Origin of the sequence: Sphingobium sp. SYK-6, from assembly GCF_000283515.1 — a bacterium.
GTDB classification, from domain to species: domain Bacteria; phylum Pseudomonadota; class Alphaproteobacteria; order Sphingomonadales; family Sphingomonadaceae; genus Sphingobium; species Sphingobium lignivorans.
The window spans coordinates 689,609-712,257 of record NC_015976.1; the positions used below are offsets into that span (position 1 = coordinate 689,609).

The 22,649-nt window shown below is 64.4% G+C and carries 28 protein-coding genes and 1 pseudogene; 8 read left to right on the forward strand and 21 right to left on the reverse strand.

The window, feature by feature from the left end:
• Nucleotides 1-165: 165 nt before the first annotated feature.
• The 4 genes from SLG_RS03245 to SLG_RS03260 form a co-directional block, all read right to left on the reverse strand.
• Nucleotides 166-1,062 carry a hypothetical protein gene (locus SLG_RS03245; RefSeq protein WP_014074987.1) on the reverse strand — a complete coding sequence of 299 codons (897 nt, stop codon included), beginning with the start codon at nt 1,060-1,062 and terminating at the stop codon, nt 166-168.
• Nucleotides 1,063-1,231: 169 nt separating this feature from the next.
• On the reverse strand, nt 1,232-1,696 hold the full coding sequence (locus SLG_RS20225; protein ID WP_014074988.1) for a nuclear transport factor 2 family protein: 465 nt from the start codon (nt 1,694-1,696) through the stop codon (nt 1,232-1,234).
• Nucleotides 1,697-1,805: 109 nt separating this feature from the next.
• Nucleotides 1,806-2,846, reverse strand: a complete 1,041-nt coding sequence (locus tag SLG_RS03255) for an amidohydrolase family protein (protein WP_014074989.1) — start codon at nt 2,844-2,846, stop codon at nt 1,806-1,808.
• Nucleotides 2,843-4,096, reverse strand: a complete 1,254-nt coding sequence (locus SLG_RS03260) for an MFS transporter (protein ID WP_014074990.1) — start codon at nt 4,094-4,096, stop codon at nt 2,843-2,845. The genes SLG_RS03255 and SLG_RS03260 overlap by 4 nt, the downstream gene beginning before the upstream one ends.
• Before the next feature lie 662 nt (nt 4,097-4,758).
• Here SLG_RS03260 and SLG_RS21230 point away from each other — a divergent pair.
• A complete protein-coding gene (locus tag SLG_RS21230; RefSeq protein WP_148276473.1) occupies nt 4,759-5,226 on the forward strand; it encodes a hypothetical protein in 468 nt (155 codons plus the stop codon).
• Between the two features lie 207 nt (nt 5,227-5,433).
• Here SLG_RS21230 and SLG_RS03265 read toward each other — a convergent pair whose 3' ends face one another.
• The 4 genes from SLG_RS03265 to SLG_RS03280 form a co-directional block, all read right to left on the reverse strand.
• Nucleotides 5,434-6,618 carry a glycosyltransferase family 2 protein gene (locus SLG_RS03265; protein ID WP_014074991.1) on the reverse strand — a complete coding sequence of 395 codons (1,185 nt, stop codon included), beginning with the start codon at nt 6,616-6,618 and terminating at the stop codon, nt 5,434-5,436.
• Between the two features lie 115 nt (nt 6,619-6,733).
• Nucleotides 6,734-7,621 carry an EpsD family peptidyl-prolyl cis-trans isomerase gene (locus SLG_RS03270; RefSeq protein ID WP_014074992.1) on the reverse strand — a complete coding sequence of 296 codons (888 nt, stop codon included), beginning with the start codon at nt 7,619-7,621 and terminating at the stop codon, nt 6,734-6,736.
• A 563-nt stretch (nt 7,622-8,184) separates the two neighbouring features.
• On the reverse strand, nt 8,185-9,156 hold the full coding sequence (locus SLG_RS03275; RefSeq protein WP_014074993.1) for a hypothetical protein: 972 nt from the start codon (nt 9,154-9,156) through the stop codon (nt 8,185-8,187).
• On the reverse strand, nt 9,117-9,338 hold the full coding sequence (locus tag SLG_RS03280) for a DUF6471 domain-containing protein (protein ID WP_041391699.1): 222 nt from the start codon (nt 9,336-9,338) through the stop codon (nt 9,117-9,119). Before SLG_RS03280 ends, SLG_RS03275 begins: the two co-directional genes overlap by 40 nt.
• A gap of 98 nt (nt 9,339-9,436) precedes the next feature.
• Here SLG_RS03280 and SLG_RS03285 point away from each other — a divergent pair, with 98 nt between their 5' ends.
• Nucleotides 9,437-10,417 carry an IS1595 family transposase gene (locus tag SLG_RS03285; RefSeq protein WP_014074994.1) on the forward strand — a complete coding sequence of 327 codons (981 nt, stop codon included), beginning with the start codon at nt 9,437-9,439 and terminating at the stop codon, nt 10,415-10,417.
• On the opposite strand, the gene SLG_RS20755 is transcribed toward SLG_RS03285, so the two are convergent.
• From SLG_RS20755 to SLG_RS03290, 3 genes are all read right to left on the reverse strand, one after another.
• Nucleotides 10,356-11,021, reverse strand: coding sequence for a Fic family protein (locus tag SLG_RS20755; RefSeq protein ID WP_083853299.1), 666 nt, complete (start codon nt 11,019-11,021; stop codon nt 10,356-10,358). The two genes, SLG_RS03285 and SLG_RS20755, sit on opposite strands and share 62 nt — an antisense overlap.
• Before the next feature lie 66 nt (nt 11,022-11,087).
• A complete protein-coding gene (locus tag SLG_RS21605) occupies nt 11,088-11,255 on the reverse strand; it encodes a hypothetical protein (RefSeq protein WP_158512668.1) in 168 nt (55 codons plus the stop codon).
• A 175-nt stretch (nt 11,256-11,430) separates the two neighbouring features.
• The gene (locus SLG_RS03290; RefSeq protein ID WP_014074995.1) at nt 11,431-11,856 is read right to left on the reverse strand and encodes a hypothetical protein; all 426 of its coding nucleotides are present in this window, start codon (nt 11,854-11,856) and stop codon (nt 11,431-11,433) included.
• Between the two features lie 678 nt (nt 11,857-12,534).
• Here SLG_RS03290 and SLG_RS22425 point away from each other — a divergent pair.
• A pseudogene (locus tag SLG_RS22425) lies at nt 12,535-12,648 on the forward strand (PEPxxWA-CTERM sorting domain-containing protein); the annotation flags it as partial.
• On the opposite strand, the gene SLG_RS21610 reads toward SLG_RS22425, so the two are convergent.
• The 9 genes from SLG_RS21610 to SLG_RS20230 form a co-directional block, all read right to left on the reverse strand.
• Nucleotides 12,636-12,797: a hypothetical protein gene (locus SLG_RS21610; protein ID WP_158512669.1), complete on the reverse strand. Its 162-nt coding sequence runs from the start codon at nt 12,795-12,797 to the stop codon at nt 12,636-12,638. The pseudogene SLG_RS22425 and the gene SLG_RS21610 sit on opposite strands and share 13 nt — an antisense overlap.
• Nucleotides 12,772-13,206: a hypothetical protein gene (locus SLG_RS03300; protein ID WP_014074997.1), complete on the reverse strand. Its 435-nt coding sequence runs from the start codon at nt 13,204-13,206 to the stop codon at nt 12,772-12,774. Before SLG_RS03300 ends, SLG_RS21610 begins: the two co-directional genes overlap by 26 nt.
• 29 nt (nt 13,207-13,235) lie before the next feature.
• Complete coding sequence (locus SLG_RS03305; RefSeq protein WP_014074998.1) at nt 13,236-13,718, reverse strand: lysozyme; 483 nt, start codon at nt 13,716-13,718, stop codon at nt 13,236-13,238.
• An 88-nt stretch (nt 13,719-13,806) separates the two neighbouring features.
• Nucleotides 13,807-14,082 (reverse strand): hypothetical protein, encoded by a 276-nt coding sequence (locus tag SLG_RS03310; protein ID WP_014074999.1) that lies wholly within the window; start codon nt 14,080-14,082, stop codon nt 13,807-13,809.
• 6 nt (nt 14,083-14,088) lie between these two features.
• Nucleotides 14,089-15,309, reverse strand: a complete 1,221-nt coding sequence (locus tag SLG_RS03315) for an SGNH/GDSL hydrolase family protein (RefSeq protein ID WP_014075000.1) — start codon at nt 15,307-15,309, stop codon at nt 14,089-14,091.
• Complete coding sequence (locus SLG_RS03320) at nt 15,309-15,575, reverse strand: spike base protein, RCAP_Rcc01079 family (RefSeq protein ID WP_014075001.1); 267 nt, start codon at nt 15,573-15,575, stop codon at nt 15,309-15,311. The genes SLG_RS03315 and SLG_RS03320 overlap by 1 nt, the downstream gene beginning before the upstream one ends.
• Before the next feature lie 92 nt (nt 15,576-15,667).
• A complete protein-coding gene (gene nth, locus SLG_RS03325) occupies nt 15,668-16,336 on the reverse strand; it encodes an endonuclease III (RefSeq protein ID WP_014075002.1) in 669 nt (222 codons plus the stop codon).
• Between the two features lie 7 nt (nt 16,337-16,343).
• The gene (gene dapB, locus SLG_RS03330) at nt 16,344-17,111 is read right to left on the reverse strand and encodes a 4-hydroxy-tetrahydrodipicolinate reductase (protein WP_014075003.1); all 768 of its coding nucleotides are present in this window, start codon (nt 17,109-17,111) and stop codon (nt 16,344-16,346) included.
• A 167-nt stretch (nt 17,112-17,278) separates the two neighbouring features.
• Nucleotides 17,279-17,641 (reverse strand): DUF7079 family protein, encoded by a 363-nt coding sequence (locus SLG_RS20230; protein ID WP_014075004.1) that lies wholly within the window; start codon nt 17,639-17,641, stop codon nt 17,279-17,281.
• A gap of 88 nt (nt 17,642-17,729) precedes the next feature.
• On the opposite strand from SLG_RS20230, the gene SLG_RS03340 reads away from it, so the two are divergent.
• Complete coding sequence (locus SLG_RS03340) at nt 17,730-18,431, forward strand: NAD-dependent deacylase (protein ID WP_014075005.1); 702 nt, start codon at nt 17,730-17,732, stop codon at nt 18,429-18,431.
• A 66-nt stretch (nt 18,432-18,497) separates the two neighbouring features.
• Nucleotides 18,498-19,175 (forward strand): MBL fold metallo-hydrolase, encoded by a 678-nt coding sequence (locus tag SLG_RS03345; RefSeq protein ID WP_041391701.1) that lies wholly within the window; start codon nt 18,498-18,500, stop codon nt 19,173-19,175.
• 165 nt (nt 19,176-19,340) lie between these two features.
• Here the strand turns inward: SLG_RS03345 and rnk are convergent, their stop codons facing one another.
• Nucleotides 19,341-19,742, reverse strand: a complete 402-nt coding sequence (gene rnk / locus SLG_RS03350; protein WP_014075007.1) for a nucleoside diphosphate kinase regulator — start codon at nt 19,740-19,742, stop codon at nt 19,341-19,343.
• A 547-nt stretch (nt 19,743-20,289) separates the two neighbouring features.
• On the opposite strand from rnk, the gene rpmF reads away from it, so the two are divergent.
• Genes rpmF through SLG_RS03365 form a run of 3 tightly spaced genes read left to right on the forward strand, consistent with a single transcriptional unit; the run spans nt 20,290 to nt 22,507 of the window.
• Nucleotides 20,290-20,469: a 50S ribosomal protein L32 gene (gene rpmF / locus SLG_RS03355; protein ID WP_014075008.1), complete on the forward strand. Its 180-nt coding sequence runs from the start codon at nt 20,290-20,292 to the stop codon at nt 20,467-20,469.
• Between the two features lie 23 nt (nt 20,470-20,492).
• Nucleotides 20,493-21,539 (forward strand): phosphate acyltransferase PlsX, encoded by a 1,047-nt coding sequence (gene plsX, locus SLG_RS03360; RefSeq protein ID WP_014075009.1) that lies wholly within the window; start codon nt 20,493-20,495, stop codon nt 21,537-21,539.
• Nucleotides 21,536-22,507 carry a beta-ketoacyl-ACP synthase III gene (locus SLG_RS03365; protein WP_014075010.1) on the forward strand — a complete coding sequence of 324 codons (972 nt, stop codon included), beginning with the start codon at nt 21,536-21,538 and terminating at the stop codon, nt 22,505-22,507. The genes plsX and SLG_RS03365 overlap by 4 nt, the downstream gene beginning before the upstream one ends.
• The last annotated feature ends 142 nt before the right edge of the window (nt 22,508-22,649 follow it).

Genomic DNA, 22,649 nt, shown 5'->3' on the forward strand with positions numbered 1-22,649 from the left:
AAAGAAAAATCACGAGAAACAACCAGAGAATGGATCACTGGCCTTGTCGTGCTGGCCGCGACGATCATTGGCTTAGCTAGTTTTGCCCGCATATCTCTCGGCGTGATGATAGCGGCCTCGGCGATTAGCCTGTGCGGCCTATTGGGCGTATCGTGGGTGATCGGATCAAGGCTTCGGCGGCAAAGGCGTAGGTGATATCACCTTCACGACACGGCGGCTTTTCGGTTCGGTCTTCCACACTTGGCCTTCTAACCGCTCTGAATAGGCGAGGCGGATTCTCATCACGACGCCTTCCTGGAGATTGATAGGCACGCGGCCTTCTTTCACAGCAAGCAGGAACTGCGCATCGTCCATAAGCGCGCTGAAAGTGAGGCCGTCACGCGAAAACTGCCACGGCAAGCGTTTGTGTGAAAACGGCGCGCGAAGTAGCACAACGTCCCACTCGTCGATCTTCTCGTGTGCTGGAGCTGGATCTTCCTCAATCGACCAAAGTCCGCTTCTTGCATGAAACTCGGACCGGGGGACGATTACAGGCTCCTCTTCTCGCGATTGCGCGACACCCACACCTGTAATGGCGGGGTCTCTCTCGACGATTTGATAGAACTTCCGGCTCGCAGTCTGGACGGAAGTCGACTCGCTGATTTTCGCTTCCATTTCAGATTTCGCTGCTTGCCCACCCTCTGTGAGTTCTACTTTCTGCACTTCTGGCGCCAATGATGCCGCAATCAGGCCGCCGACCACGCCTGTGGCCAGAACGTGCGCTGAGCCGATGACCGCCTTCCGAATATATGGATACTGCTGCCAAGCGGCATCCACGTCCGCGATGCCCTGCTCAATGAATTTGATGATCTGTGGGAAGCGAAGACTACCGCGCTCGTTGCCGATAATTTCGAGTTCCACGGTCCCCGCCGGCTCGATCGCCTTTACCGCTGCCTCTACCAGTTCAGCCCAACGAATGAGGGCTTCCGCTACAATCTTCGTGTCTGCGAACTGGCCGGGAGCCAACTCAAAATGAAGGACGATTTCGTCCTTTCCGGCCCCCTCTTCGTATGAGATTTCCATACTTCCCCCTGCAAGGAAGCTATGTCGTAACGGCCCTTTTCGTCAATTCAGTATGCGAAGGGGATAAACGCCGATTGAGTCCGGGATGACAAAGGAAAAATGGCTGAAAAGGGCTTCTCGCTCCGCCTCTCAAAGTCCGTCAACCTGCCCGCCGCCAGCGCTGGAGGCATCAGCCTTCACGCGTCTCGAAGCGCTCCAGCACCTTCCCCGCCCAGCCCATGATGTCCTTGGAGCGGATCAGCCATTGCCCGTCCACTTTCGCGACCACGTCGCGGACATGGCCGCACCAGTGGAGATGCGGCGGTGCGGGCGGGTGATTGATGGTCGCCCAGGCGTAGGAGCGCACCACCCAGTGATCGGGTCGCCCATCCGGATCGGCCTCGAACAGGAACTGCGCCATCTGGTGCTGGTGGCCGGGGAAGTCCGGCCGGTCATGGAATTTGAGGACGAGCCGGTGAATGTCCGCCTTGCCCTTGAGCACCTCGAGCGTGCCGTCGCTGGCTTCCTCGGTCGCTTCGCAATCCTCGGTGAACAGGGCGACATAGCCGTCCGTATCGCCGGTATCGAGCGCCCAGCTGTAGCGGGCGTAAAGCTCGAAGATGGCGAGGCGGTCTTCCGTGCCGGGGCCGGTCATGTCTCTCTCTCCTCTTTTCGTCTCCGGTCTCGACGGACCGTTCTGCAGATGTCGCCGCTGCCGTCGGCCGGGGGCGGGCGCCGGTGTCTAGCGCGCCCCCGGTCTCCGCTCAGTCCGCCAGCGGGGCGATGTGGAAGATGCGCTCGGCATTGCCATGGTAGAGCGCGTGGCGTTCCGCCTCCGTGACCGGCGCGGCGTCCATAAAATCCACGGCCGGCTTTTGCGGCTGATAGGGATAGTCGATCGACCAGAGCACATTGTCGATGCCGATCTTGTCGATCGTGTAGCGCAGCGCCAGCGGGTCCTCGACACCGCTGGTGGTGACGACGAAGTTCTGCTGGAAATATTCCGCGATGCTGAGCTTCGTCTTGGGCGCGCGGCCGATCTTCTGCGCGCGGCTGTTCATGAAATTGATGCGCCAGATCCAGAAGGGGATGGCCTCGCCCATATGGCCGATGCAGATCTTGAGCCTGGGGAAGGCATCGAACACGCCGCCGGCCATCATGCGCACCACATGGGTGCCCACTTCCACGCCATAGCCCCACATGGCGCTGTCCATGCCATAGTCCTGCAACGGGCCCTTGAGCGTGTCCGATGCGGCGCGCGGGTGGATGTAGATGCAGGCGTCGAGCGCTTCGGCCGCCTCGAGGCACGGCCAGTATTTCGGATCGTCCAGATACTCGCCATGGGTGTGGCTGTTGAGGATGAAGCCGTTGAGCTTCAGCTCGTTGATCGCGCGCTCCATTTCCTTCGCCGCGCGCTTCGGGCTTTGCGGCGCGAAGCTGGCGAGCCCGGAGAAGCGGTCCGGGCGCTTGCGGCAGACCTCCGCCAGCCGATCGTTGGCAAGCGCGGCAAGGTCCGTCGCGGTATCGGCATCGAACATCTGCACGCCCGGCGCGGTGAGCGAAAGCAGGTGCATGTCGACGCCCAGCGCGTCCATTTCCGGCAGGCGCTTCTCCTCGATGTCGAGCAGGCCGTCGAGGAAGTTCATCGCCGAATAGCCCGATGCGTCCGCCGGCGGATCGTAGATGCCGCCGACGAGCAGCTTGTCGAGGCTCTGCGACGGCCCGCGCGAGACATCGCGCAGCGCGGCGGCGACTTCGGGGATGGTCCAGGCTTCCTCGGTGGCGATCTTGCGCATCTTGGTCATGGTGTGTCTCCGTGAGGGATGGGATCGGGAGCGCCCGCCGGCTCGGGCGGCAGCGCGGCGGTGCGGCGCGCCAGCCAGATCGCGAGGGCGCAGGCGATCAGCAACGGCACAACCGGCAGGATGAAGAAATGGCGCGGCGCGGCGAGGCCCAGCAGGATGGCAAGCGATCCCACCAGTGGCCCGGCGATGGAGCCGATCCGCCCCATGCCGAGTGCCCAGCCCAGCCCGGAGGCGCGCATCGCGGCGGGGTAGGTCGCGCCGCACGATCCGTTGAGGCCGTTCTGGGTGCCCGTGCTGAACAGGCCGACCAGCACCAGCAGCAGCGAGAGGCCGACGATCCCCCAGTCGCGCAGGGTGATGAGCGCCAGCGCCGCGGCCGCCATGCCCGCGAACAGCGCGACGACGGACCAGCTGCGGCGCACCAGCAGCAGGCTGGCCATCACGCCGCCCAGCACGCCCCCGGCATGCGATGCCGTGGCGATCCAGGAGGCCGTCGCCGTGGAATAGCCCTGATCCTTGACCAGCAGCGGAATCCAGCCCGTCAGCAGATAGACGACCATGAGGACGAGCGCGAAGACGATCCAGATGACGATGGTGCGCGCGCGATATTCCGGCGCGAGGATGGCGCCGACGCCGGAGGTGCGATGCGCTTCCCCGCCGCGCTGCCGCAGCGCCGGGCTTTCCGGCAGGCCGATCCAGAGCAGCACCGCGATGGCGATCGGCAGCAGTCCGCCCGCGATGAACAGGCTCGGCCAGCCATGGGTCGGCAGGAACGACGCGGCGACGGCGCCGGCCAGCACCCCGCCGAAGGTGATGCCGATGCCGACCAGCGCAGTCGCCCGGGCAAGATATTTGCGCGGCGCGAGTTCGCCCGCCAGCGCGAGCGCATTGGGCAGCACCGCGCCCAGCCCCACGCCGATGAGGAAGCGCAGCGCCATGAGCTGCGTGATGCTGGTGGCAAAGGCCGCCGCCAGCGAGATCAGCCCATATGTGAAGCAGCAGGTGATGAGGATCGTGCGCCGCCCGATGCGGTCGCCGAGCGGCCCGATCAGCACCGCGCCGATCAGCACGCCGACCAGGCTCGCGGAAAGCAGCGGCCCGATTTCCGTGCGCGTGACGCCGAAATGCTCGAGGATGGAAGGCGCCGCGAAATTGGCGGCCTGCAGGTCGAAACCCTCGACCACCAGCGAGAGCAGGATCAGGAAGAAGCCGCCCCAGCCACGCGCCGGGTTGTCGATGCCATCGTCCAAATCTGTCCTCCCCGCAGCTGCCCTGTCACCGGCGCGGCCGGCAATAGGGCGGCTTCGCGCCAGCGATGCAAGCGGAAACTGCCTGCATCGGGGTGATGGGGCAGGGCGGGGGCGGAAGGGCGCCCCTCGCGCGCTGCGCCCGCAAGCGGCAGGCCCGGCCGCCACGGCCTCCCCGATATCGCGGCCCCCTCTTCGTCATTCCCGCGAATGCGGGAATCCAGCTGAACCCTCGCGATATCATGACGACGAAACCGCGAAGGACGACCGCTGACACCGCAGTCCCGGTCCGCGCTTTCAACGCGCGCCCAGGCGACGCGACCAAATTCCCGGCCTTCGATGGAGCCAGAAGGCGCGCTTTTCAGCCATTTTCCGCCGTCATCCCGGACTCGATCCGGGATCCCGCTTCTTCCTGTTTCTCAAACCTGCTGGGCCTAGCGAGATTCAAGGCAGCTGGATCCCGGATCGAGTCCGGGATGACATCGTGAATAACGAGATAGGGTGCACCACGATTTCCACATTGGTCTAGGAAACATGGTCAAAAGCACAGAGCCCTATGGCAGAAATGAGGGGCGAGACCTCAAAAGCGGCCTGTCAGGACACGACGACTTTCTGGTCATTCCCCGCTTGCAATTTACTGCCTAATAGCGGTCATTGCAGACACAATGATGACGCTACTTCGCCGCAGTCTGATAGGCCTTGCGCTAATAGGTGCTGTTGGCGCGTTAGCTGTGTTCGTCTGGCGTTGGGACGATCGCCACCATGTGGCAACGATGCTGAACTTAGAGAAGTTGCCGCAATCCATCAGAGGAGTCGATTGTACCAGCTTTGGCGTCACCGATGTCCTTGAGCGGTGCTCGTTTGAAGTAGAGCCTGACGATTTCTCCAAATTAATGTCGGGACACAAATTTCAGGTGCCACCGGTTTGCCGAACTGGACAAAGTAGTCTTTGTGTCGATAAGGCTGATGCCGGTATGGCCCATGATTATTGTTGTGGCCCGAAAACTGGCGAGAACTTTCCTATCGCGACAATCTACATTGCGACGCCACGCGATGCGCCGCACGGGGGCACTCTGACGATCCTTACTGATACGTCCAAGCGGCGCGCAATGGTTGATCTCTACGTCGAATAAATGGCCGCTATTTCCTTTTTCAAGTTTGATAGCAGACCGTCCCCTCACCACCCCATTTACGCCAAAACCCCTGCGAGCCGACTGCCCTGAAAGCGGACATTCGCAGTTTTCTGCGACTTCTTCGGTGTTACAACCAAAACCCCTTGCTCGGAATTGGTCCACGCTGCCGGGAGCACAACCCCGCGCCCTCTCACCCAGCCCCCGCCCCTACTCCTCCCCGGCGCGCTTTGTGCGCACCCAGCGGGTCTCGCCGCCGCGTGCGAGGCGCAGGTAGACGGGGATTTTCCAGGCGAGGTAGAGCGGAATGCGCGCGAGGGTCGCGGCGCTCACGGCCTGGCGTCCGTCCCGGGCCCAGCCGAGCATCAGCAGCAGCGCCGTCAGGGCGAGCGCGCAGCCGAGAGCGAATGCGGGCACCGGGCTCGCGCCGATCAGGGCGAGCACGGTCGTGGCGACGAGCGCGGCGAGGCTGGCGCTCATCAGCAGCGCCAGGGGCGGCACCATCAGGCTGAGGCCGAACCAGGCAAGCCCCGGCCGCAGCTTGCCGATCCCTTCGGCGAACAGGGGCAGGCCCTGCCGCAGCGCGGTCTGGATATAGCCATGTTCCCAGCGGGTGCGCTGGGTCAGCGTGTCCTTCTGGCTGGCCGGGTCGCTCCAGGTCGTCGCCTGCTCCAGATAGGCCGGCGCATGCCCCCGGCGCGCGAAATCGATGCCGAGCACGAGATCCTCGACCAGATGGCTCGTTGCCAACGGCGCGTCCGCCATCAGCGGCCATGGAAAGGCCATGCCCGTCCCGCCCAGAATGGCCGGCGCGCCGAGGCTGGCGGCGCCGCGCTGGCGCACCCGGTTCTTGATGAGGAAGGCGAAATTGGAGATCTGCGTCATCGCGCTGTCGCCGGGGCGTGATCGCAGCAGATAGCAGCTCTGCACCGGCCGGCCGCTGCGCGCCGCGCTGTCGATGAGCCGGCGCAGGTCGTCGCGGCCGATCTCGCAGTCGGCGTCCAGTACGACGACGCAGTCCGGCGGGTCGGCGCGCAGATGGTCGCGGCCGAAGGCGAGCGCATGGCCCTTGCCGCGCCGCGCCGCGTCGTGCCGTTCGAGCACCGTGGCGCCTGCCGCGCGGGCGATCCGCGCCGTGTCGTCCGTGCAGTTGTCGGCAGTGACGATGAGGCGGATGGTCTCGTCCAGCGCCGGCCGCAGCCGCTCGATCGTCGCCGCGATGCCGCCGGCCTCGTCATGCGCGGGCATCAGGATGGCGGCGCGCGGCCGGCCGCTGTCCGGCGCGGCCGGACGGGCGGGCCGCGCGAGGATGCCGGCCAGCAGCTCGATCGCGAGCACGATCAGCAAGGCGAGCGGCACGGCCGCAAGGCACCAGGCGATGATGTCGGCGATCATGGTCCGGCTCTCCGCGATGAGGCGCCCGGCGGCGCGGAGGCGCGCCGGGCTGCTGGCGGGTCAGGAGAGGCGCGGCCTCGCACGGCGCGCGCCCCTGCGCTGTCCCTTTGCCGGATCAGGGCGTGGCGGGCGCCGCGCCGTTGGTCGCCGCGCCGATTGCGGGCGCGCTTTTCTCCGCGCCGTCCTTGGGCTCGAAACCGGACTGATACTCGATCTTGGCCTTGGCCTTGGCTTCCTGCAGCCGCTGCTCGCCGATCTTGTTCAGCTCCTCGTTGCGCATCGCCTGCGCCGCCATCTGGCGGGATTGTTCGGGCGTCACGGTGATGGGCTCGCGGCCCACGATGGAGTTGATGACGAGGCGGTTGCCGTTCGGCACGATGAAGGGCTCGCCGGCGGGCAGAGCAAGAATGCGCTGCAGCACCTGCGGCGCGATCGTGGCGGAATCGAGCGCGCCGGCGTTGCGCTGGAAGCTGATGCCCATTGCGGTCAGGCGGCTCGCCACTTCGTCAAGCGTATGCGCGCTTTCGAGTTCCTTCAGCCGCTTGGGGTCGGACGGCATGTCGATCACGAGCTGGTCGAGCCGGAAGCGGGTGCGCTCGGCGAACTGCTGGGGATGCGTCGAGACGAAGCGGTCGAGCGCGGCCGTGTCCGGCACCTTGATCGTGTCCATCGCCTTCTTGCCATACATGCTGACGAGCAGCTGCTCCTGCATGCGGCGCTCCTGCGTCAGATAGGCAGGGTCGCGGTCGAGCCCGGCTTCCTTGGCGGCCTGCACGAGCAGGCGGCGGTCGACCATGCGCTGGAGCACCCGGCTGCGCACCGCATTCTTGTCGGCGGAGGCGGGCAGGTTCATCTCGGCGATTTCGGCATTCAGTTCCGTAAGGGTGATTTCCTCGCCATTGACGATGGCGACAACCTGTCCCTCGGCCTTCTTCTGGCAGGCGGAAAGAAGCAGGGAAAGGGAAGTCACCGCAACGAGCGAGACGCTCCTCAGCTTAGGCATCGATAGTCTCCAGACAGGCATGAAACAGGATGGAATGGCTTGATGAGGGCAGTGTGTGCGACCTTCCGGAACCCGACGCGCGACGCGGCCCATTCTCTTGCGGACCTGCCTGCCAATAGGGGAAGATGAAACCGGACGACAAGATCAACGCTCTCCAGCAGCCACTGCCAGCGCTGGCGGGTTGGATCTCATCCGCTCGGACCTCCTCTCGCCGAACCTCGTCGGGCTGTTGAATGTCCGGCCGGCGTCGTGTCGCGCCTCTTACCGCGCCCCACGGGCCTAAACAAGTCCGTCCCACCATCGGAACGGCCCTGTACCGTTCCGGCACCGAATAAGCCGGGACGATTAATTTTGCATGGAGGATGCGCCCCCGGGAGAGGGGATGGGGGCGGTGCGGGGCCGGGCCGGTCGATAGCGGTCGGGAGCGGTGCGGTGCCAATAGATCGTTCCGCGAGCCCTGCCGACCGCGTCCCCTCTTTCCCGTCATTCCCGGCATTATGTAGCAAACGCACCAAGGCCGGAGACGGCGAGTGATTAGCGCGATAGCCGCGCTAGTGTTAGGATTAGGTGGCTCGGCTCAATCCAGTTCTCTGGACGGTCATATCTTTCGCAGAGAGGTTGTCCGGGAAATCGTAAGACAACGTCCGGTTGTCGATCAGGCTATTGTTCTGCCCGACAGAAAAGCTCTGCATGGCAAAGCGCCACACCTTGTCGCCGGGGAGGCGGTATCGAGCCATGGCCAGTATCATAATATAGCAGTCCTTACGGAAACCAACGCGGGTATTCCAAGGCATGGATTCAATCGCGTGCGAGGCTTCCGAACTCCACTCGGTTACGTCACCGGGTATGATAGCGCGATCTTCCACGACTTCATTCGCTTCAAACTGGTCGAACCATTCCTTGATGTGCTCGGCCAAGTGGCTGTCCATCGGGACGAGGCTGACATGGGAATGAAAATTTTCTGCCACCATTTGGCCAGTGTTGCGAAACTGGACTTTAAACCCGAGCTTAATACCCCGCCTTTCGATCAAGGTGCACGACAAGAGATCAATGTTAATGAATATCCATGGCCGTTGGGCATTGGCCGCAATCTCATTCTGAACCAGCATCGCATTGGTAGCTTTGCCGGTATCTTCAACAGCATCCAAAGTGGCGTCCAGAGTTTTTTTAACAAACCACACACCGACAGCAGAAAGCGCGAGCGTAGCAACGCTGGCTATGAGCATCAGGAACGCCCATTTAGCCATGTCCTGCTGAGCATAAAGGTCTTGTCGGGATTCGGATTGTTCCTGGGCGGCCTCTATGGCTTTGGTCACACACTCAGCCAGAGCCGAACTCTGTCGCCCGGCGCAGGCCTCAAGCGCGTCCTTCTTGGCGCGCTCATAATGCTCGCGGGCTGTTACTTGATTGCGTCCGGCCTCTATTCCGTAGGCTCGCCCCGTTGCGTAAATGACGGCACAGAGGCCGAGCAACGCCAGAATGCAGAAGAATGCTTCTAAAGGCGTAATTCGTTTGCGCCGATTGCCTCCAGACATTGTATCAGAAACACCGCTGTAAATTTCCCCCGGCTTAGCTTGTTCCTGATATTCGGTTCAGAGTCCACCACGCCAATCTCAGCCAGCTTTTCCACAAGCTGGGCATAGCTCACATTCCTGCGCTTTAGCTCTGCCTTCAATAGCCCCTTAACGCGGGCTTCCCACTCTGCACTGTCTGCCATGGTATCTCCTATGATGCGAAACGTATCATATTCGATGCAAATGCCATTGACAACAGTGGCTGTATGTCATTATATGCAGTGCATAGGCACCGCAAACGATGGCACAACATTTCCTCCTCTCGGCCCAAGCCCGCACGATCAGCCTCAAGGCTGTCTTCACGATGGGCGAAGAAAAGGCCTACGAGACGTTCCGCGCCATGCGATGGCCGGAGACGGACGGTGAGGCTGTTTGCCCGCGCTGTGGCTGTGTCGAAACCTATGACATTGCCACGCGCCGCAAGTTCAAGTGCGTTGCCTGCCATCACCAGTTCAGCGTCACGTCCGGCACCATCTTTGCCTCGCGCAAGATGAGCTTCACGGACCTGCTGGCCGCCATCGTCATCTTCGTGAACGGTGCAAAGGGCGTTGCCGCTCTCCAGCTTAGCCGCGATCTGGCTTGCCAGTATAAGACGGCCTTCGTTCTCACGCACAAGCTGCGCGAGGCGATGGCACGCGAGCAGACAGGCCGCACGCTGAACGGCGCCGTGGAAATCGATGGCGCCTATTTCGGCGGCTACGTGAAACCGGAAAACCGCAAGGAAGATCGCCGCGACCGTCGCCTGACTGAAAACCGTTCTGGCAAGCGCCAGTGCGTGGTCATCATGCGCGAGCGCAACGGCAAGTCATTGCCCTTCATCGTTCGCAATGAAGGCGATGCCGTCCCCTATGTCCGCGACCACGTTGGCACGCTCGCCACGATCCACGCCGATGAAGGAACGGGCTGGGATGCGCTGCACGCCGGTTGGGATACGAAGCGCGTCAATCACTCGGTCTCGTTTTGGGATGAAGGCGCCTGCACCAATCAGGCGGAAAGCTACTTCTCACGCCTGCGTCGCATGGAAGTCGGCACGCATCATCATATCGCTGGCCCCTACCTGCACCAGTATGCGCGTGAGGCTTCATGGCGCGAGGATAACCGCCGCGTCGATAACGGCATGCAAGCTGCGATGGTTCTGGATGCTGCGATGGGCGCGCGGGTTAGCCGGAATTGGAAGGGGTATTGGCAGCGCGGCGAGCAATCTCATCCTGCGCAAGCCTAACCTGTTCGGCTAATAGCCGCGCAATAAGTTCATCCATTTCAGATAAGTCAGTAATCATGTCAGGACGGTTTCTGGCATCATGCATGCGCTGCAGAATATCGCAGTGATGGTCGCGATGTTGGGTGCGTATTAGCTCTAAGACCGTGGTTGAACCGGGAAGCCATTGAGATAATTTTCGACATAGAACAAAGTAACTTAGGGCGCGCGCTGTACGCCCATTTCCCTCACAAAACGGATGGATATGATTGACGCCCCACAACGTATAGGAAGCCGCCTGGGTGGGTGACCACCCCGACCAATTTCTATGCAGGACTTCTAGAAAGGCCTCCATTTCCTCGTAGACGAGGCACCAATCTGAGGGGCGATGCTGCCCGACTTCGACATTGTAGTGAAGGCGATACTTCCCCGGCTGTTGAGAAATGTAGCGCGTTGCATAGGCGTTAAGTGTGCATATGAATTCATGGTCTATCTGAAGGCCAAAACCGGCGTTAGCGATGACAAAGGAAGTGTGCAAAAAATCAAATTGTCTTGCTCGATTCCGCGCCGATACGAATTGTTCCGCCTGTTGCCCCGCAGCAGTTTTGGTATCGATTAAAAATGGCATGTCCCCTCCCACGAAAAAGGCCCGACGATTGCCGGGCCTTTAATCGCATTCCACCGCGATCGAGTGTCAAGCCATTTGTGCGAGGTCGATGGCCTTTTTCACTGATTCTTTGGTGTCATTTCCCTTTGAAGGAGCGTTCCCATAAACGAAGCTAATGCGCTGAGCATCAAGCTCCGCTTGGGACATGCGATATCCTTTTAGGCTATCCAACGCCTTCCTTAGCTCTTCGGTCATGTATGGCCTCCTTACCCACAAAACGAAAACAACCTAATGTTGTTCCCGTTAAGAAAGAGTGCAGAGTATCATATGTGATGCTTTTGCAAGCGTCGTTGATACTCTTTGACCACAGAATTATGTGGTTATTCCCACGGCGGCGCAACAAAGTTTTCATTTCTGCGAACGATTAGCATTAGCGCGCCACCTCCCACCGCCGAGGGCGCCCTTCAATCACAACGACCTCGCCGTCTCGCTTCGCCAGCGCTTTGTTTATCGGCCCCACAAGAGCCTTCACGGCGGCCTTGTCGCTTTCTGCGTGAGGATCGAACGCCAAGGCCCGCTCTGCTATCTCCAGCGACGTGAGCGGCCTTCCTGCCTCGCGCAGAACAGTCAGGAAAACGCGAAGGCCGATTCCGCGCTGTTTCCAGCGATTATAGCTGCGCGGCTGAATTGGCCGCGTGTCTGACAGGTCCAGCCCGTCATCAAATAGCTTGGCTGCAATCTCGACATGACCGGCAAGATCGCGCAGCCTTTCCGCCTCGCGCTCGTGATGCTCAGCCTCTCCGATAAGGCGCGCATACTTGTCCCGAAGCGCGAATGTGACGTGACGCTCTGCCATCCCCGCAAAATAGCGAGAGACACGCTTTTAGGGGATTCTCATGCTGGTGCGTTTGCTACATAATGCCGGTCATTCCCACGCAAGTGGGAATCCAGTTGCCACGCCGCGATGCAGAGCGGCATTCATCCCCGCCCGCGCCTGTCCCCCGGGGAATGTTTGAGCGACTCAGCCAGTTCCTTCATGCTGCCCGCCTCACTGTGGGAGGTGAACATCATGAAGAAGTTATTTCTGGCGACTCTGCTGATTGGTTCCGCCATGCCTGCGCAGGCGCTTACAACATATCGCTATGATTTCGCCTGGGGCACCGGATCATCTTATTATTATGTTCCGGAGTTGGGCTATGTAGATACTCCAGGCTGGTTCTCGGCCACGATGAAGCTGAGTATTACGGACGAAGGATTCATCTGGTGCTCGATGTGGTCCGGCTCAGCAATTTGCGAGATCGGCCCGTCGGGTTTCATTGTGGAATACGAAAATTATCAGACAATGTTCAGATTTGAGGCCCGGTTTGATCCGTTTGTTGGCCGATTGCCCACCTCGTCTGAGGGCTTCCGATATGCCACTTTGAGCGGTTACTACCCATTCCGGGGCTATTGGGCTGATTTCAAGCATGTAACGGTCTCTGTCTACCAGGAGGATGAGGAGCCGTCCGATACATTCAGGTTCAGCTTCCACCCCGGCATCCCCGAGCCCGCCACATGGGCGATGATGATCGGCGGTTTCGCGCTGGCGGGCGGGGCGTTGCGGCGGCGGGGGATGGCGGCGCGCGTTCGGGGCGTTCAGTTCGCCTGATCGTTCCAGGTCCGCGCTTCGGCGCGGGCCGCCTCATAGGCATTCACGGTGCCGGCGTGGCGCAGCGCGCACTGGCCGAGCAGTCGGGCCGTCTCGGCGAGCTTGAGCGTCAGCGTGGCGATGTCATTGCGCGCCAGCAGCGGCGGCATCGGGCAGGGTGCAGACAAGGCCGCCGGCAGGGCGGGGGGCACAGGCGACAGCCGCGAGGGCGCGGTTGAGTTCGGCGCGCACGCCGTCAGTAATGCCGGCAGCAGGGTCGGAAAAGCGTGTCTCACGGGTCAGCTCCCTGATGAGCGTGGGCTGGATGATGGTGGCGTGGCGCGCGTCCAGCGCGTCGATCTGCCCGGTCACCCGCGTGCCGATCGCGCCGATGCTGCCGGCGAGCCGCTGCTCGCTGCGGCGCAGTTCCGCACGGAGCTGGTTCTCGCTCATGATCCGCGCGGTCTCGATCTGGGCGCGGGTCCGCGTGGCGGCATTGCGGTCGATCCAGAGCATCGCGCCGAGCAGGGCGGCGAGCGCGATCCCATGCGGCAGCAGGCGCAGGAGCCAGGCAGGCATCACAGGTCCAGGCATCACAGGCTCCGGCATCACAGATTGGTGAGGCACAGCTTGCGCTCCGCCTCCCGCCGGTTGACGAGCCCCTGCACGCGCTGGCCGCCCGCATTCACCCACATCAGGAAGGCGTCGCAGCCGCCTTTCCAGTCGCCGGCATTGAAGCGCCGCGCCACGGTCGAGCGGGCGAAGGCGGCCGGGCCGATATTGTAGGTGAGGCTGATCGCGGCGGCGAACTGATGCGGCCGCTCGCGCAGGGCAGGGACGGCGGCAAGCACGGCCGGAGCGAACTCCGCCGAGAGCGTGCCGTCCAGCATCGCCTCGCATTCGGCGGCGGTGTAGCGGCGCATCGCCACGCGCGTTTCGCCGGTGCAGACGGTCCAGATGCCGACCACGTCGCGATAGGGCTCGGTGCGCGTGCCTTCCCAGCGCTCGATGAGCGGGGACGCGATCAGGATCGCCAGCGCCACGAAGGCACTGCCGATCGCGCCGCCGGTGGCCTTGGACTGCGCGCTCATTGCCGGGCCTCGCGCCGGGTCCTGCGTCCGTGGGGGATCAGTCGTGCGCGCAGCGCGCTGCGCATCCTGCCGTGCATCATTGCGTCTCCTATCTGTGCAGGCCGCCGCCCTTGATGGCAGCGATGATGCCGCCGATGCCGGCGAGCAGCGCCGCCACCCATCGGATGAGGCGGCCGGCGGTCTTGGCGGTCGTCCAGGCAGCAAGGACTTCCCGCGTCTCGCGGGCGATCTGCTCCAGCAGAGCGACGCGCTCGGCCAGCGTGCCGAGCTTCTCGCCCTGTCCATCTACCTTGCCGGTGAGGGCGCCGATCTCGCCGATGAGCCGGTCGAGCTTGGCGCCGAGGTCGTTGTGGGTGCGGGGCATGGCCGTTCAGCCCATCTGCTCGATGTGGCGCAGCGTGCCGGCCATCAGCGCCGCCGTAGCGGCATAGCCTTCCGGCGTCTGGTGGATGCCGTCCGCGAGCAGGTAGCCCGCGCTTACCGCCGCATCGCCGCTGCCATAGAAGCTGCGCAGGTTGACGACCGGCACATCATTGCTCGCCGCGAGCGCCAGGATGGCGTCGTTATAGGCGAGCTGCCGGGCCGCGGGCACGGCCTCCGCGCTCGTTTCGGCCGAGGGGCAGGGGCACAGCAGGATCACGTCCGCGCCGCCCGCCTTCGCCGCCGTGATGAGCGACTGGAGCGCGACGTCATAAGCGGCGGTCCAGTTGCCTGCCCGCCAGTCGTTGATGCCGAGGTTGATGATGACGAGATCGGCCTGCTCGGCCTGCAGCAGCTCCAGCCGGTAATAAGGCCGGCCGGTCGGCGTGGGCCAGGCCACCGCCTTGCTGGACGAGATCGCGGCATTGTAGACATTGACGAGGCGCTCGTCCCGCAGGCCCTCGATCGAGATGACCGCGTGATAGCCGCTCACCCACGAGAAGCTGATCGTGTGGAGGCCGGGCGTTGCCAGCGCCGGCACGGTGGCGGCATCGATGATGAGCTCGCCAAGCGCATAGCCCGCGCCGTTCTGCCGGTCGACGCTCGTCGCCGCGCCGCCGTCGATGCTCCAGGAGAAGACGCCGGTCGCGGTCGATCGCGTATAAAGCACCCGGAAGCCGGTCACATCCTCGCTCGGCGTGAAAGTGAACGTGCCGGTGGTGGACTGGCCGAGGATCTTGCCGCCCAGCGAGTCCTCCACCGGATTGCACTGCCCGGTGAAGGTGAAGTTGGGGAAGCTGGCGTTCATGGCGACGGCCGTGCCCTGGCCGTTGAAGCCCACCAGATTCTCGTGGCTGGTCGCCAGCCCGGCCTCGCGCAGCAGCCGCGCCATGCGGGCCGGCCACGAATGGTAGCGCGAGTTGCCAGTGACGACGCCGCCCGTGGCGGTCGTGCTGTCGCCCACGGTGATGACCCGCATGTTCCGCGTCCCGGCCCGCACGGCGGCGAACCCGGCGCGGATGGCGGCCGTGTTGGCGAGCGTGAGGCCGCTCACCGAGGGATCGAGCGGCGGGGCGGCTGGAATGCCGCCACCCCCGCTTCCCGCCGGCGGGCGATGGCGGCGCATGCTGCCCGCCGTGCCGAGGCCGAAGCCATAGTCGCGCAGCGTCATCAGGCGAGGCCCACAATGTCCGCGGCCGTGGTGCCGGCGACGCGGATGAAGCGGGGGCGCACGTCGAGGATCTGGCCCGAGGCCACGTTCCGGAACGTCACGTCGGCCGCCGCGCCGGCCGTGCGCAGGGTGATGTGGCCGCCGGTGCCGACATAGATCGCCTTGGGCAGCGGATCGATCTCGCTGGTGGCGTGGGGCGTGATCGCGAAGGCGTCGCGCGCGGGGAGGGAAAGCGTGTCGATCTGGTGATCGAAGCGGTCGGCCATGAGTCTGCCCTTCCTTGGCTGGTCAAGCGCGGCCGAATCGCCGCCTCGCCCTTAAGCCAGGAAAGGGCCGCTGTAGGACAGCGGAAATTTACCTATTTGGATATTTTCGGATCGACGAGGATCTTGTCGCGGTACAGGCAGATGTCGTTCACCGGGCAGCGCCAGCATTCCGGCCGCCGCGCCTTGCAGATGTAGCGTCCGTGCAGGATCAGCCAGTGATGCGCATCGCGCCGGAAGGGCTGCGGCACACGCTTCTCCAGGCCTTTCTCCACCGCAAGGACCGTCTTGCCCGGCGCCAGCCCCATGCGGTTGGCGACGCGGAAGATGTGCGTGTCGACCGCGAAGGTCTCCTCGCCGAACGCGGTGTTCATCACCACATTGGCGGTCTTGCGTCCCACGCCCGGCAGGCTGGTCAGCACGTCGCGGTCGCGCGGCACTTCACCGTCATGGTTCGCGATCAGCGCTTCGGAGAGGGCGATCACATTCTTCGCCTTGGTGTTGAACAGGCCGATGGTGCGGATATGGTGCTTGAGGCCGTCCTCGCCCAGCGCCACCATCTGTGCCGGGGTCTTCACCGTTTCGAACAGGCGCCGCGTCGCCTTGTTGACGCCCGCGTCCGTCGCCTGTGCCGAGAGCACCACGGCGACGAGGAGCTGATAGTCATTGCCATAATCGAGTTCGGTGCGCGGCGCCGGGTTCGCCTCGGCGAGGCGCGAGAACAGCTCGAAGATCTGCGCGCGGTTGAGCTGGCGAGCGGCCATGGCGGCGTCAGAGCCCCAGCACGTCCGCCATGGTGTAGCGCCCCGGTGCCTTGCCGATCAGCCATTGCGCGGCCTTCACGGCCCCGCGCGCGAAGATCACCCGGCTCTCCGCCCGGTGCCCGAGCTCGATCCGCTCGTTTTCCCCCGCGAGGATCACCAGATGGTCGCCCGCCACCGATCCGCCGCGCAGGCTGGCAAAGCCGATGTCGCCCGGCCGCCGCGCGCCGGTGATGCCGTCGCGCCCCCGCGCGCTGTGGGTGGCGAGGTCGACGCCGCGTCCCTGTGCTGCCGCCTGCCCCAGCAGCAAAGCGGTGCCGGAGGGGGCATCCACCTTGTGCCGGTGATGCATCTCGGCGATCTCGATGTCCCAGTCGTCGCCCAGCCGGGCGGCCGCCTCGCGCACCAGCGCGGCGAGCAGGTTCACGCCGAGCGAAGTGTTGCCGGTCTGCAGCACTGCGATGTGCGTCGCCGCCGCGTCGATCGCGGCCTGATGCTCGGCTTCCAGCCCGGTCGTGCCGATGAGCAGCGGCTTGCCCGCCGCGATGCAGGCATCGAGATGCGCGCGCAGCGCCGCGGGCACGGAGAAGTCGATCAGCACGTCCGCTCGCGTCGCGAGGGTCCCCGGATCAGCGGTGATCGGCGCGCCGGCCGCGCCGATGGTTCCCTCGGCCTTGCCGTCCGTCCCGCCCGCGATCGCGAGCCCGGCCGCGTCCGCTACGCCCGCAATCGCCTGGCCCATGCGCCCCCGCGCCCCGAAAATGCCGATCGCCGTCATCCTTGCCGCGCCCTTCATGGAAATGCCGTCCGCCCGGCCGATGCCAGACTGGCGCGCGCTTGTCATCCGCTCTCGTCCGGCGTCATCCGTGGCCCGGCGCCACCCGGCGTGGGAAGGGAGTCTGGTCGAGCAAGCATGTAGGGTTGTAAGCTGGAAACAGCGATCCGCTAGGAAAGCCGCGAAGCGATCGAGTGCCAATCGTGCGGCAGGGGCCTTGGAGTCATTCGCTTCCGGACCCATGATAACAAACCGCTACTGGATGTTTGCCTGAGCGATTTTTCCATGATTGCCTGAACCTCATCCTTCGACCACGGCGCCCATTCGCCCGCGATGGAGAACAGGTTGCCGCCAAATGCGGGCGACACCTCTTCCCTTAAGATGTGTTCGAGCTCGCTTTTTCGATAGGGAGATTCATTGAGAACCGTGGCAATACGATCATAATCGGCATCATCGAATGAAGTGTCGAGGAATAGTTCGCTCAGAACCGTCCAGACCGGCAGTCGTTTCTCAATGTCAAGCTGCGGATTCATGGCGCTCAAGATACCACTCGAGCGGTTGACAGCAATAGATCTCGCTTTTTGAATTGCACGTTTTCGAGGGCTCTGTTTGTTGCGGCTTATGTCTGAAGTTCATAACATCGTCATTCTCACCGGCGCCGGCATTTCCGCCGAGAGCGGCCTTGCGACCTTCCGCGGCCCCGGCGGCCTTTGGGAAGGGCACCGGGTCGAGGATGTCTGCACGCCCGGGGCGCTGGCGCGCGATCCGGCGCTGGTGCATCGCTTCTATGATCTGCGCCGCGCCGCGCTGGCGGGGGTGGCGCCCAATGATGCGCATGCGGCGCTCGCCCGGCTGGAGCGTGCCTGGGCCGGCGACTTTCTGATCGTCACCCAGAATGTCGATGATCTTCACGAGCGGGCGGGCTCGCGCCGGGTGCTGCACATGCATGGCGAGTTGCTGTCCGCCCTGTGTGCGGCCTGCGGCCACCGGCTGGCGTGGCAGGGCAGCCTTGCACCCGGCGCGCTATGCCTCAGCTGCCGCGCCCCGCGGCTGCGGCCGGACATCGTGTTCTTCGGCGAGATGCCTTATGCCATGGAGCGGATCGAGGCGGCGCTGTCCCGCGCGGATCTGTTCGTTTCCATCGGCACGTCGGGCGCGGTCTATCCCGCCGCGGGCTTCGTCCGCATGGCAGGCGCCTTCGGTGCCGCCACGCTGGAGCTCAATCTGGAGCCCTCCGCCGGCAGCGACTGGTTCGACGCGTGCCGGCACGGGCCGGCGAGCGTGGTCGTCCCTGCCTGGGTGGATGAAATGCTCGCGCCTTGAGGCGGTGGAGCCGGCCCCGCATCGGGCGCCCTTGCGCCGCCGCCGCCCCGCTGCCACATCGGCGCCATGAACGCTCCCACCGAAAATCCCCCGATGCGCGCGACCATGATCCCGGTCACGCCGCTCCAGCAGAATTGCACGTTGATCTGGTGCACGCGCACCATGCATGGCGCGCTGGTCGATCCGGGCGGGGATCTGCCGCGCCTCAAGCAGGCGGTGGAGCAGCATGGCGTGATGCTGGAGAAGATCCTCGTCACCCATGGCCATATCGATCATTGCGGGCAGGCGATCGTGCTGGCGACGGAGCTTTGCCTGCCCATCGAGGGGCCCCATGAGGATGATCGCTTCTGGATCTCCCGGCTGGATGAGGACGGTAAGCGCTGGGGCCTGCCCGGCAAGCCCTTCGAGCCCGATCGCTGGCTGGTGGACGGCGATCAGGTGACGGTCGGCGAACTCGTGCTGGATGTCATCCATTGCCCCGGCCACACGCCTGGCCATGTGGTGTTCCATCACGCTCCCTCCAAGCTCGCGCTGGTCGGCGACGTGCTGTTCCAGGGCTCGATCGGCCGCACCGATTTCCCGCTCGGCAATCATGATGATCTCATCGCGTCGATCACCCGCAAGCTCTGGCCTTTGGGCGGGGACACGATCTTCGTTCCCGGCCATGGCCAGCCCAGCAGCTTCGCGCATGAGCGCGCGAGCAATCCCTATGTCGGCGATGCCGTGACAGGCCTGCGCGGCTGACCGACGCGCCGCGCCCCACCGCGCCCTCGACCCTGGATTCCCGTGTTCACGGGAATGACGAAGAAAAGGCGCACCACGTCCCGCACTCAAGCGCCCTGAACCCTCTCCCCTTCAAGGGGAGAGGGTTGGGAGAGGGGTCGGGCCCCTTCCGACCCCCGGCACCCCTCAGGCGTGCCGCACCTTGTCGATGCGCAGGGTGCGCTCGGCGCCGCCGCGGTCGGGCCAGAGGATGGACTGGCCTTCGCGCAGGCCGATCAGCCCGGCGCCCACCGGCGTGAGGATGGAGATGCGGCCGGCGGCGATATCCGCGTCGCCGGGGTAGACGAGTTGCACGCAATGCTGCGCCCCGCTCGCCTCGTCCGTGAAGTCGACGGTCGCGCCCATCGTCACGGTGCCCGCCGGCATGTCCTGCGCGTCGTGGACGTCCGCGCGGCCCACTTCCTCGAGCAGCAGCGCGCTCACCTGGGGCAGGCGCTCGGCGGCGGCCAGGGCGAGATCGGTCAGCGCGTCGGCTTCGGTCTCGATCATGTGCACCGGCGGGCGCCGGTCGGGCGAAGAAAGGGTCATGGCTGGTCACTCTATATATGTTGATGGAGAATGTCGGCTGGCGAGGGTGGCGGCGCGGCTGCGCCGGGCGCGGTCTGTGCCGCATGGTCCCTTGCCAATGGCTGGCCCCGGGCTCGGGGCATGACGCACCTGACCCGGGGCTAGATGCCCGCGAGGCGCTGTCCCCCGTGATGCCGGGAGCGCAGACAGGATCGGTAGCAAGTCATGGCGGGCAGGATGTCAGCCCCCTGGCCGACCGTCAACCATGCGTTCGATCAGGCGTTCGCGCGCACAGGTTGCGGGGCGGCGGGGAGGGCGGGGCTGGCCGTCTGCCCTCTCCCGGTATAAGAGCGCGATGCGTCGTGGCCGGCTGGCGGAACGCACCCGCCGGTCATGCCGGGCGGCGCAAGGAATGGGTTGCGTGGGCGCAAAAAAACGCTATAGGCGCTCACTCTCGCGAATGCCCGGCCCCCTTTGAGGTCGCGTCCCTTTGTGGCCGCCGCGATGCCGAACAGGCGGCCAGGCAAGCGACCCGTTTTGACGATCAAGATTTTGAACAGGTGCCCTCATGGCTGTCCCTAAGAGAAAAACCACGCCGTCCAAGCGCGGCATGCGCCGCAGCCATGATACGCTGCGCGTCGAGGCGTTCCAGGAATGCCCGAATTGCGGCGAGCTGAAGCGTCCGCACAATCTGTGCACGGCCTGCGGGCATTATAACGGCCGCGAAGTCGTCGCGATCGGCGCCTGACACCCGGTCTGGGGGATAATGTCGTGACACTGCCGCGAATCGCGATTGATGCGATGGGCGGCGATGAAGGCGTGCGCACCATCGTGGCGGGCGTCGCGCTCGCGCGACGGCGCCACGAGGGGCTGCGCTTCATCCTGTTCGGCGATGAAGCCCAGATCCAGGACGCGCTCGGCCATCACCCCAATCTCTCCCGCGCGGCCGAGATCGTTCATACCGATCGTGTCGTCGCCGCGACGGACAAGCCGAGTCAGGCGATTCGCCAGTCGCGCGGCAGTTCCATGGGTCTCGCCATCCAGGCCGTGAAGAACGGGGATGCGATGGCGGCCGTCTCGGCGGGCAACACCGGCGCGCTGATGGCGATGGCCAAGCTCGCCTTGCGGACGCTGCCCGGCATCGATCGTCCCGCCCTCGCGGCCTTCCTGCCCACGCTCGGCGACAATGATGTCGTAATGCTGGACCTTGGCGCGAACACCGAGTGCGATGCGCGCAATCTCGTCCAGTTCGCGATCATGGGCGCGGCTTATGCCCGGGTGGTGCTGGATCTGGAGACGCCGCGCGTGCGGCTGCTCAACATCGGGACCGAGGAGCTCAAGGGCACGGACGAGATTCGCGATGCCGCGGCATTCCTGCGCGCGGCATCGGGGCTGCCCCTGCGCTTCGATGGCTTCATCGAGGGTGATCGCATCGGCAGCGGCGATGCGGACGTGATCGTCTCGGAAGGCTTTGCCGGCAACATCGCGCTCAAGACGGCGGAAGGCACTGCCCGGTTCGTGACGGACGTGCTGCGCCGCGCCTTCACCAGTTCCCTGCGCTCGAAGGCGGGCTTTCTCCTGTCGAAGCCGGCGCTGCATCTCCTCAAGGTCCATCTCGATCCCAACAATCACAATGGCGCGGTCTTCCTGGGCCTCAACGGCATGGTGGTGAAAAGCCATGGCGGCGCGGACGAGAAGGGCATCGCCAATGCGGTGCATGTGGCCGCCCGTCTGGTGGAAGCCGATCTGGCCGCGCGGATTGCCGGGGACATGGCGCGCGTCGGCCCCATATTGAGCGAGGAACTGATCGCCAAATGACCTTGCGTTCCGTGATCATGGGAACGGGTTCGGCCTTGCCGCGCCGCTGTGTCGACAATGCCGAGCTGGCCACGATGGTGGACACGAGCGACGAGTGGATCGTCGGGCGCACCGGCATCCGGACCCGCTATATCGCGGGCGAAGGCGAGACGACGGCCACGCTCGCCACCGAGGCATCGCGCAAGGCGCTCGAGGCGGCCGGCATGGTCCCCGGCGACATCGATCTCATCGTGCTGGCGACGGCGACGCCCGACCAGACCTTTCCGGCCAGCGCGACGATCGTTCAGGCCGCGCTCGGCATCAACGACTGTGTCGCGTTCGACGTCGCGGCGGTCTGCTCCGGCTTCCTTTATGCCATCACCGTTGCGGACAACATGCTGCGCGGCGGCGCTGCGAAGACGGCGCTCGTCATCGGCGCGGAAACCTTCAGCCGCATCCTCGACTGGGAGGATCGCGCGACCTGCGTCCTGTTCGGGGACGGCGCGGGCGCGGTCGTGCTGCAGGCGCAGGATACGGACGAGGCGACCGGGCGCGGCATCCTCGCCAGCCGCCTGCATGCCGATGGACGCCATAACGGGCTGCTGAATGTCGATGGCGGGCCGTCCACCACGGGCACCGTCGGCAAGGTGCGCATGAAGGGGCAGGACGTGTTCCGCCATGCCGTCGTCAATCTTGCCCAGGTCATGCGCGAAGTGCTGGAGGATGTCGGCGTCACGCCCGATCAGGTGGATTGGGTGATCCCGCATCAGGCCAATGCGCGCATCCTGGATGCGACGGCGCGCAAGCTGGGGCTCGATCCCGCGCGCGTGGTGGTGACGGTGGACCGGCATGCCAATACCTCGGCCGCCTCGGTGCCGCTGGCGCTCGATACGGCCGTGCGGGACGGGCGAGTCAAGCAAGGCGACCTCGTCGTGCTGGAGGCGATGGGCGGCGGTTTCACATGGGCCGCTTCGATCCTGCGCTACTGATCATTGCGCCCTGCGCAACGGCCCGGCAATTTTCCGCCCAGAATCGGCGGCTTGCCCCTTATGTTCCCATTGCAAAGCCCGGATTTCTGGCTCACAGATCATGTTGCGGCGATATGGGGGTATGGCCGCGAATCTTTCGTTT

Coding starts and splice junctions, on each gene's coding strand:
- SLG_RS03305 (WP_014074998.1), bottom strand. CDS start 13,718: ATGAGCGCGCAGTCCAAGGCCACCGGCGGCGCGATCGGCAGTGCCTTC.
- SLG_RS20225 (WP_014074988.1), bottom strand. CDS start 1,696: ATGACCGGCCCCGGCACGGAAGACCGCCTCGCCATCTTCGAGCTTTAC.
- SLG_RS03265 (WP_014074991.1), bottom strand. CDS start 6,618: ATGATCGCCGACATCATCGCCTGGTGCCTTGCGGCCGTGCCGCTCGCC.
- SLG_RS03315 (WP_014075000.1), bottom strand. CDS start 15,309: ATGACGCTGCGCGACTATGGCTTCGGCCTCGGCACGGCGGGCAGCATG.
- SLG_RS03275 (WP_014074993.1), bottom strand. CDS start 9,156: ATGTCTGGAGGCAATCGGCGCAAACGAATTACGCCTTTAGAAGCATTC.
- rnk (WP_014075007.1), bottom strand. CDS start 19,742: ATGACCCTTTCTTCGCCCGACCGGCGCCCGCCGGTGCACATGATCGAG.
- SLG_RS03280 (WP_041391699.1), bottom strand. CDS start 9,338: ATGGCAGACAGTGCAGAGTGGGAAGCCCGCGTTAAGGGGCTATTGAAG.
- dapB (WP_014075003.1), bottom strand. CDS start 17,111: ATGACGGCGATCGGCATTTTCGGGGCGCGGGGGCGCATGGGCCAGGCG.
- SLG_RS21605 (WP_158512668.1), bottom strand. CDS start 11,255: ATGACCGAAGAGCTAAGGAAGGCGTTGGATAGCCTAAAAGGATATCGC.
- SLG_RS03285 (WP_014074994.1), top strand. CDS start 9,437: ATGGCACAACATTTCCTCCTCTCGGCCCAAGCCCGCACGATCAGCCTC.
- SLG_RS03365 (WP_014075010.1), top strand. CDS start 21,536: ATGACCTTGCGTTCCGTGATCATGGGAACGGGTTCGGCCTTGCCGCGC.
- nth (WP_014075002.1), bottom strand. CDS start 16,336: ATGGCCGCTCGCCAGCTCAACCGCGCGCAGATCTTCGAGCTGTTCTCG.
- SLG_RS03245 (WP_014074987.1), bottom strand. CDS start 1,062: ATGGAAATCTCATACGAAGAGGGGGCCGGAAAGGACGAAATCGTCCTT.
- SLG_RS03320 (WP_014075001.1), bottom strand. CDS start 15,575: ATGGCCGACCGCTTCGATCACCAGATCGACACGCTTTCCCTCCCCGCG.
- SLG_RS03345 (WP_041391701.1), top strand. CDS start 18,498: ATGAACGCTCCCACCGAAAATCCCCCGATGCGCGCGACCATGATCCCG.
- SLG_RS03300 (WP_014074997.1), bottom strand. CDS start 13,206: ATGCCTGCCTGGCTCCTGCGCCTGCTGCCGCATGGGATCGCGCTCGCC.
- SLG_RS03270 (WP_014074992.1), bottom strand. CDS start 7,621: ATGCCTAAGCTGAGGAGCGTCTCGCTCGTTGCGGTGACTTCCCTTTCC.
- SLG_RS20230 (WP_014075004.1), bottom strand. CDS start 17,641: ATGAATCCGCAGCTTGACATTGAGAAACGACTGCCGGTCTGGACGGTT.
- SLG_RS03340 (WP_014075005.1), top strand. CDS start 17,730: ATGTCTGAAGTTCATAACATCGTCATTCTCACCGGCGCCGGCATTTCC.
- SLG_RS03290 (WP_014074995.1), bottom strand. CDS start 11,856: ATGGCAGAGCGTCACGTCACATTCGCGCTTCGGGACAAGTATGCGCGC.
- SLG_RS21610 (WP_158512669.1), bottom strand. CDS start 12,797: ATGCCGCCGCTGCTGGCGCGCAATGACATCGCCACGCTGACGCTCAAG.
- SLG_RS20755 (WP_083853299.1), bottom strand. CDS start 11,021: ATGCCATTTTTAATCGATACCAAAACTGCTGCGGGGCAACAGGCGGAA.
- rpmF (WP_014075008.1), top strand. CDS start 20,290: ATGGCTGTCCCTAAGAGAAAAACCACGCCGTCCAAGCGCGGCATGCGC.
- SLG_RS03255 (WP_014074989.1), bottom strand. CDS start 2,846: ATGACCAAGATGCGCAAGATCGCCACCGAGGAAGCCTGGACCATCCCC.
- SLG_RS03310 (WP_014074999.1), bottom strand. CDS start 14,082: ATGCCCCGCACCCACAACGACCTCGGCGCCAAGCTCGACCGGCTCATC.
- SLG_RS21230 (WP_148276473.1), top strand. CDS start 4,759: ATGATGACGCTACTTCGCCGCAGTCTGATAGGCCTTGCGCTAATAGGT.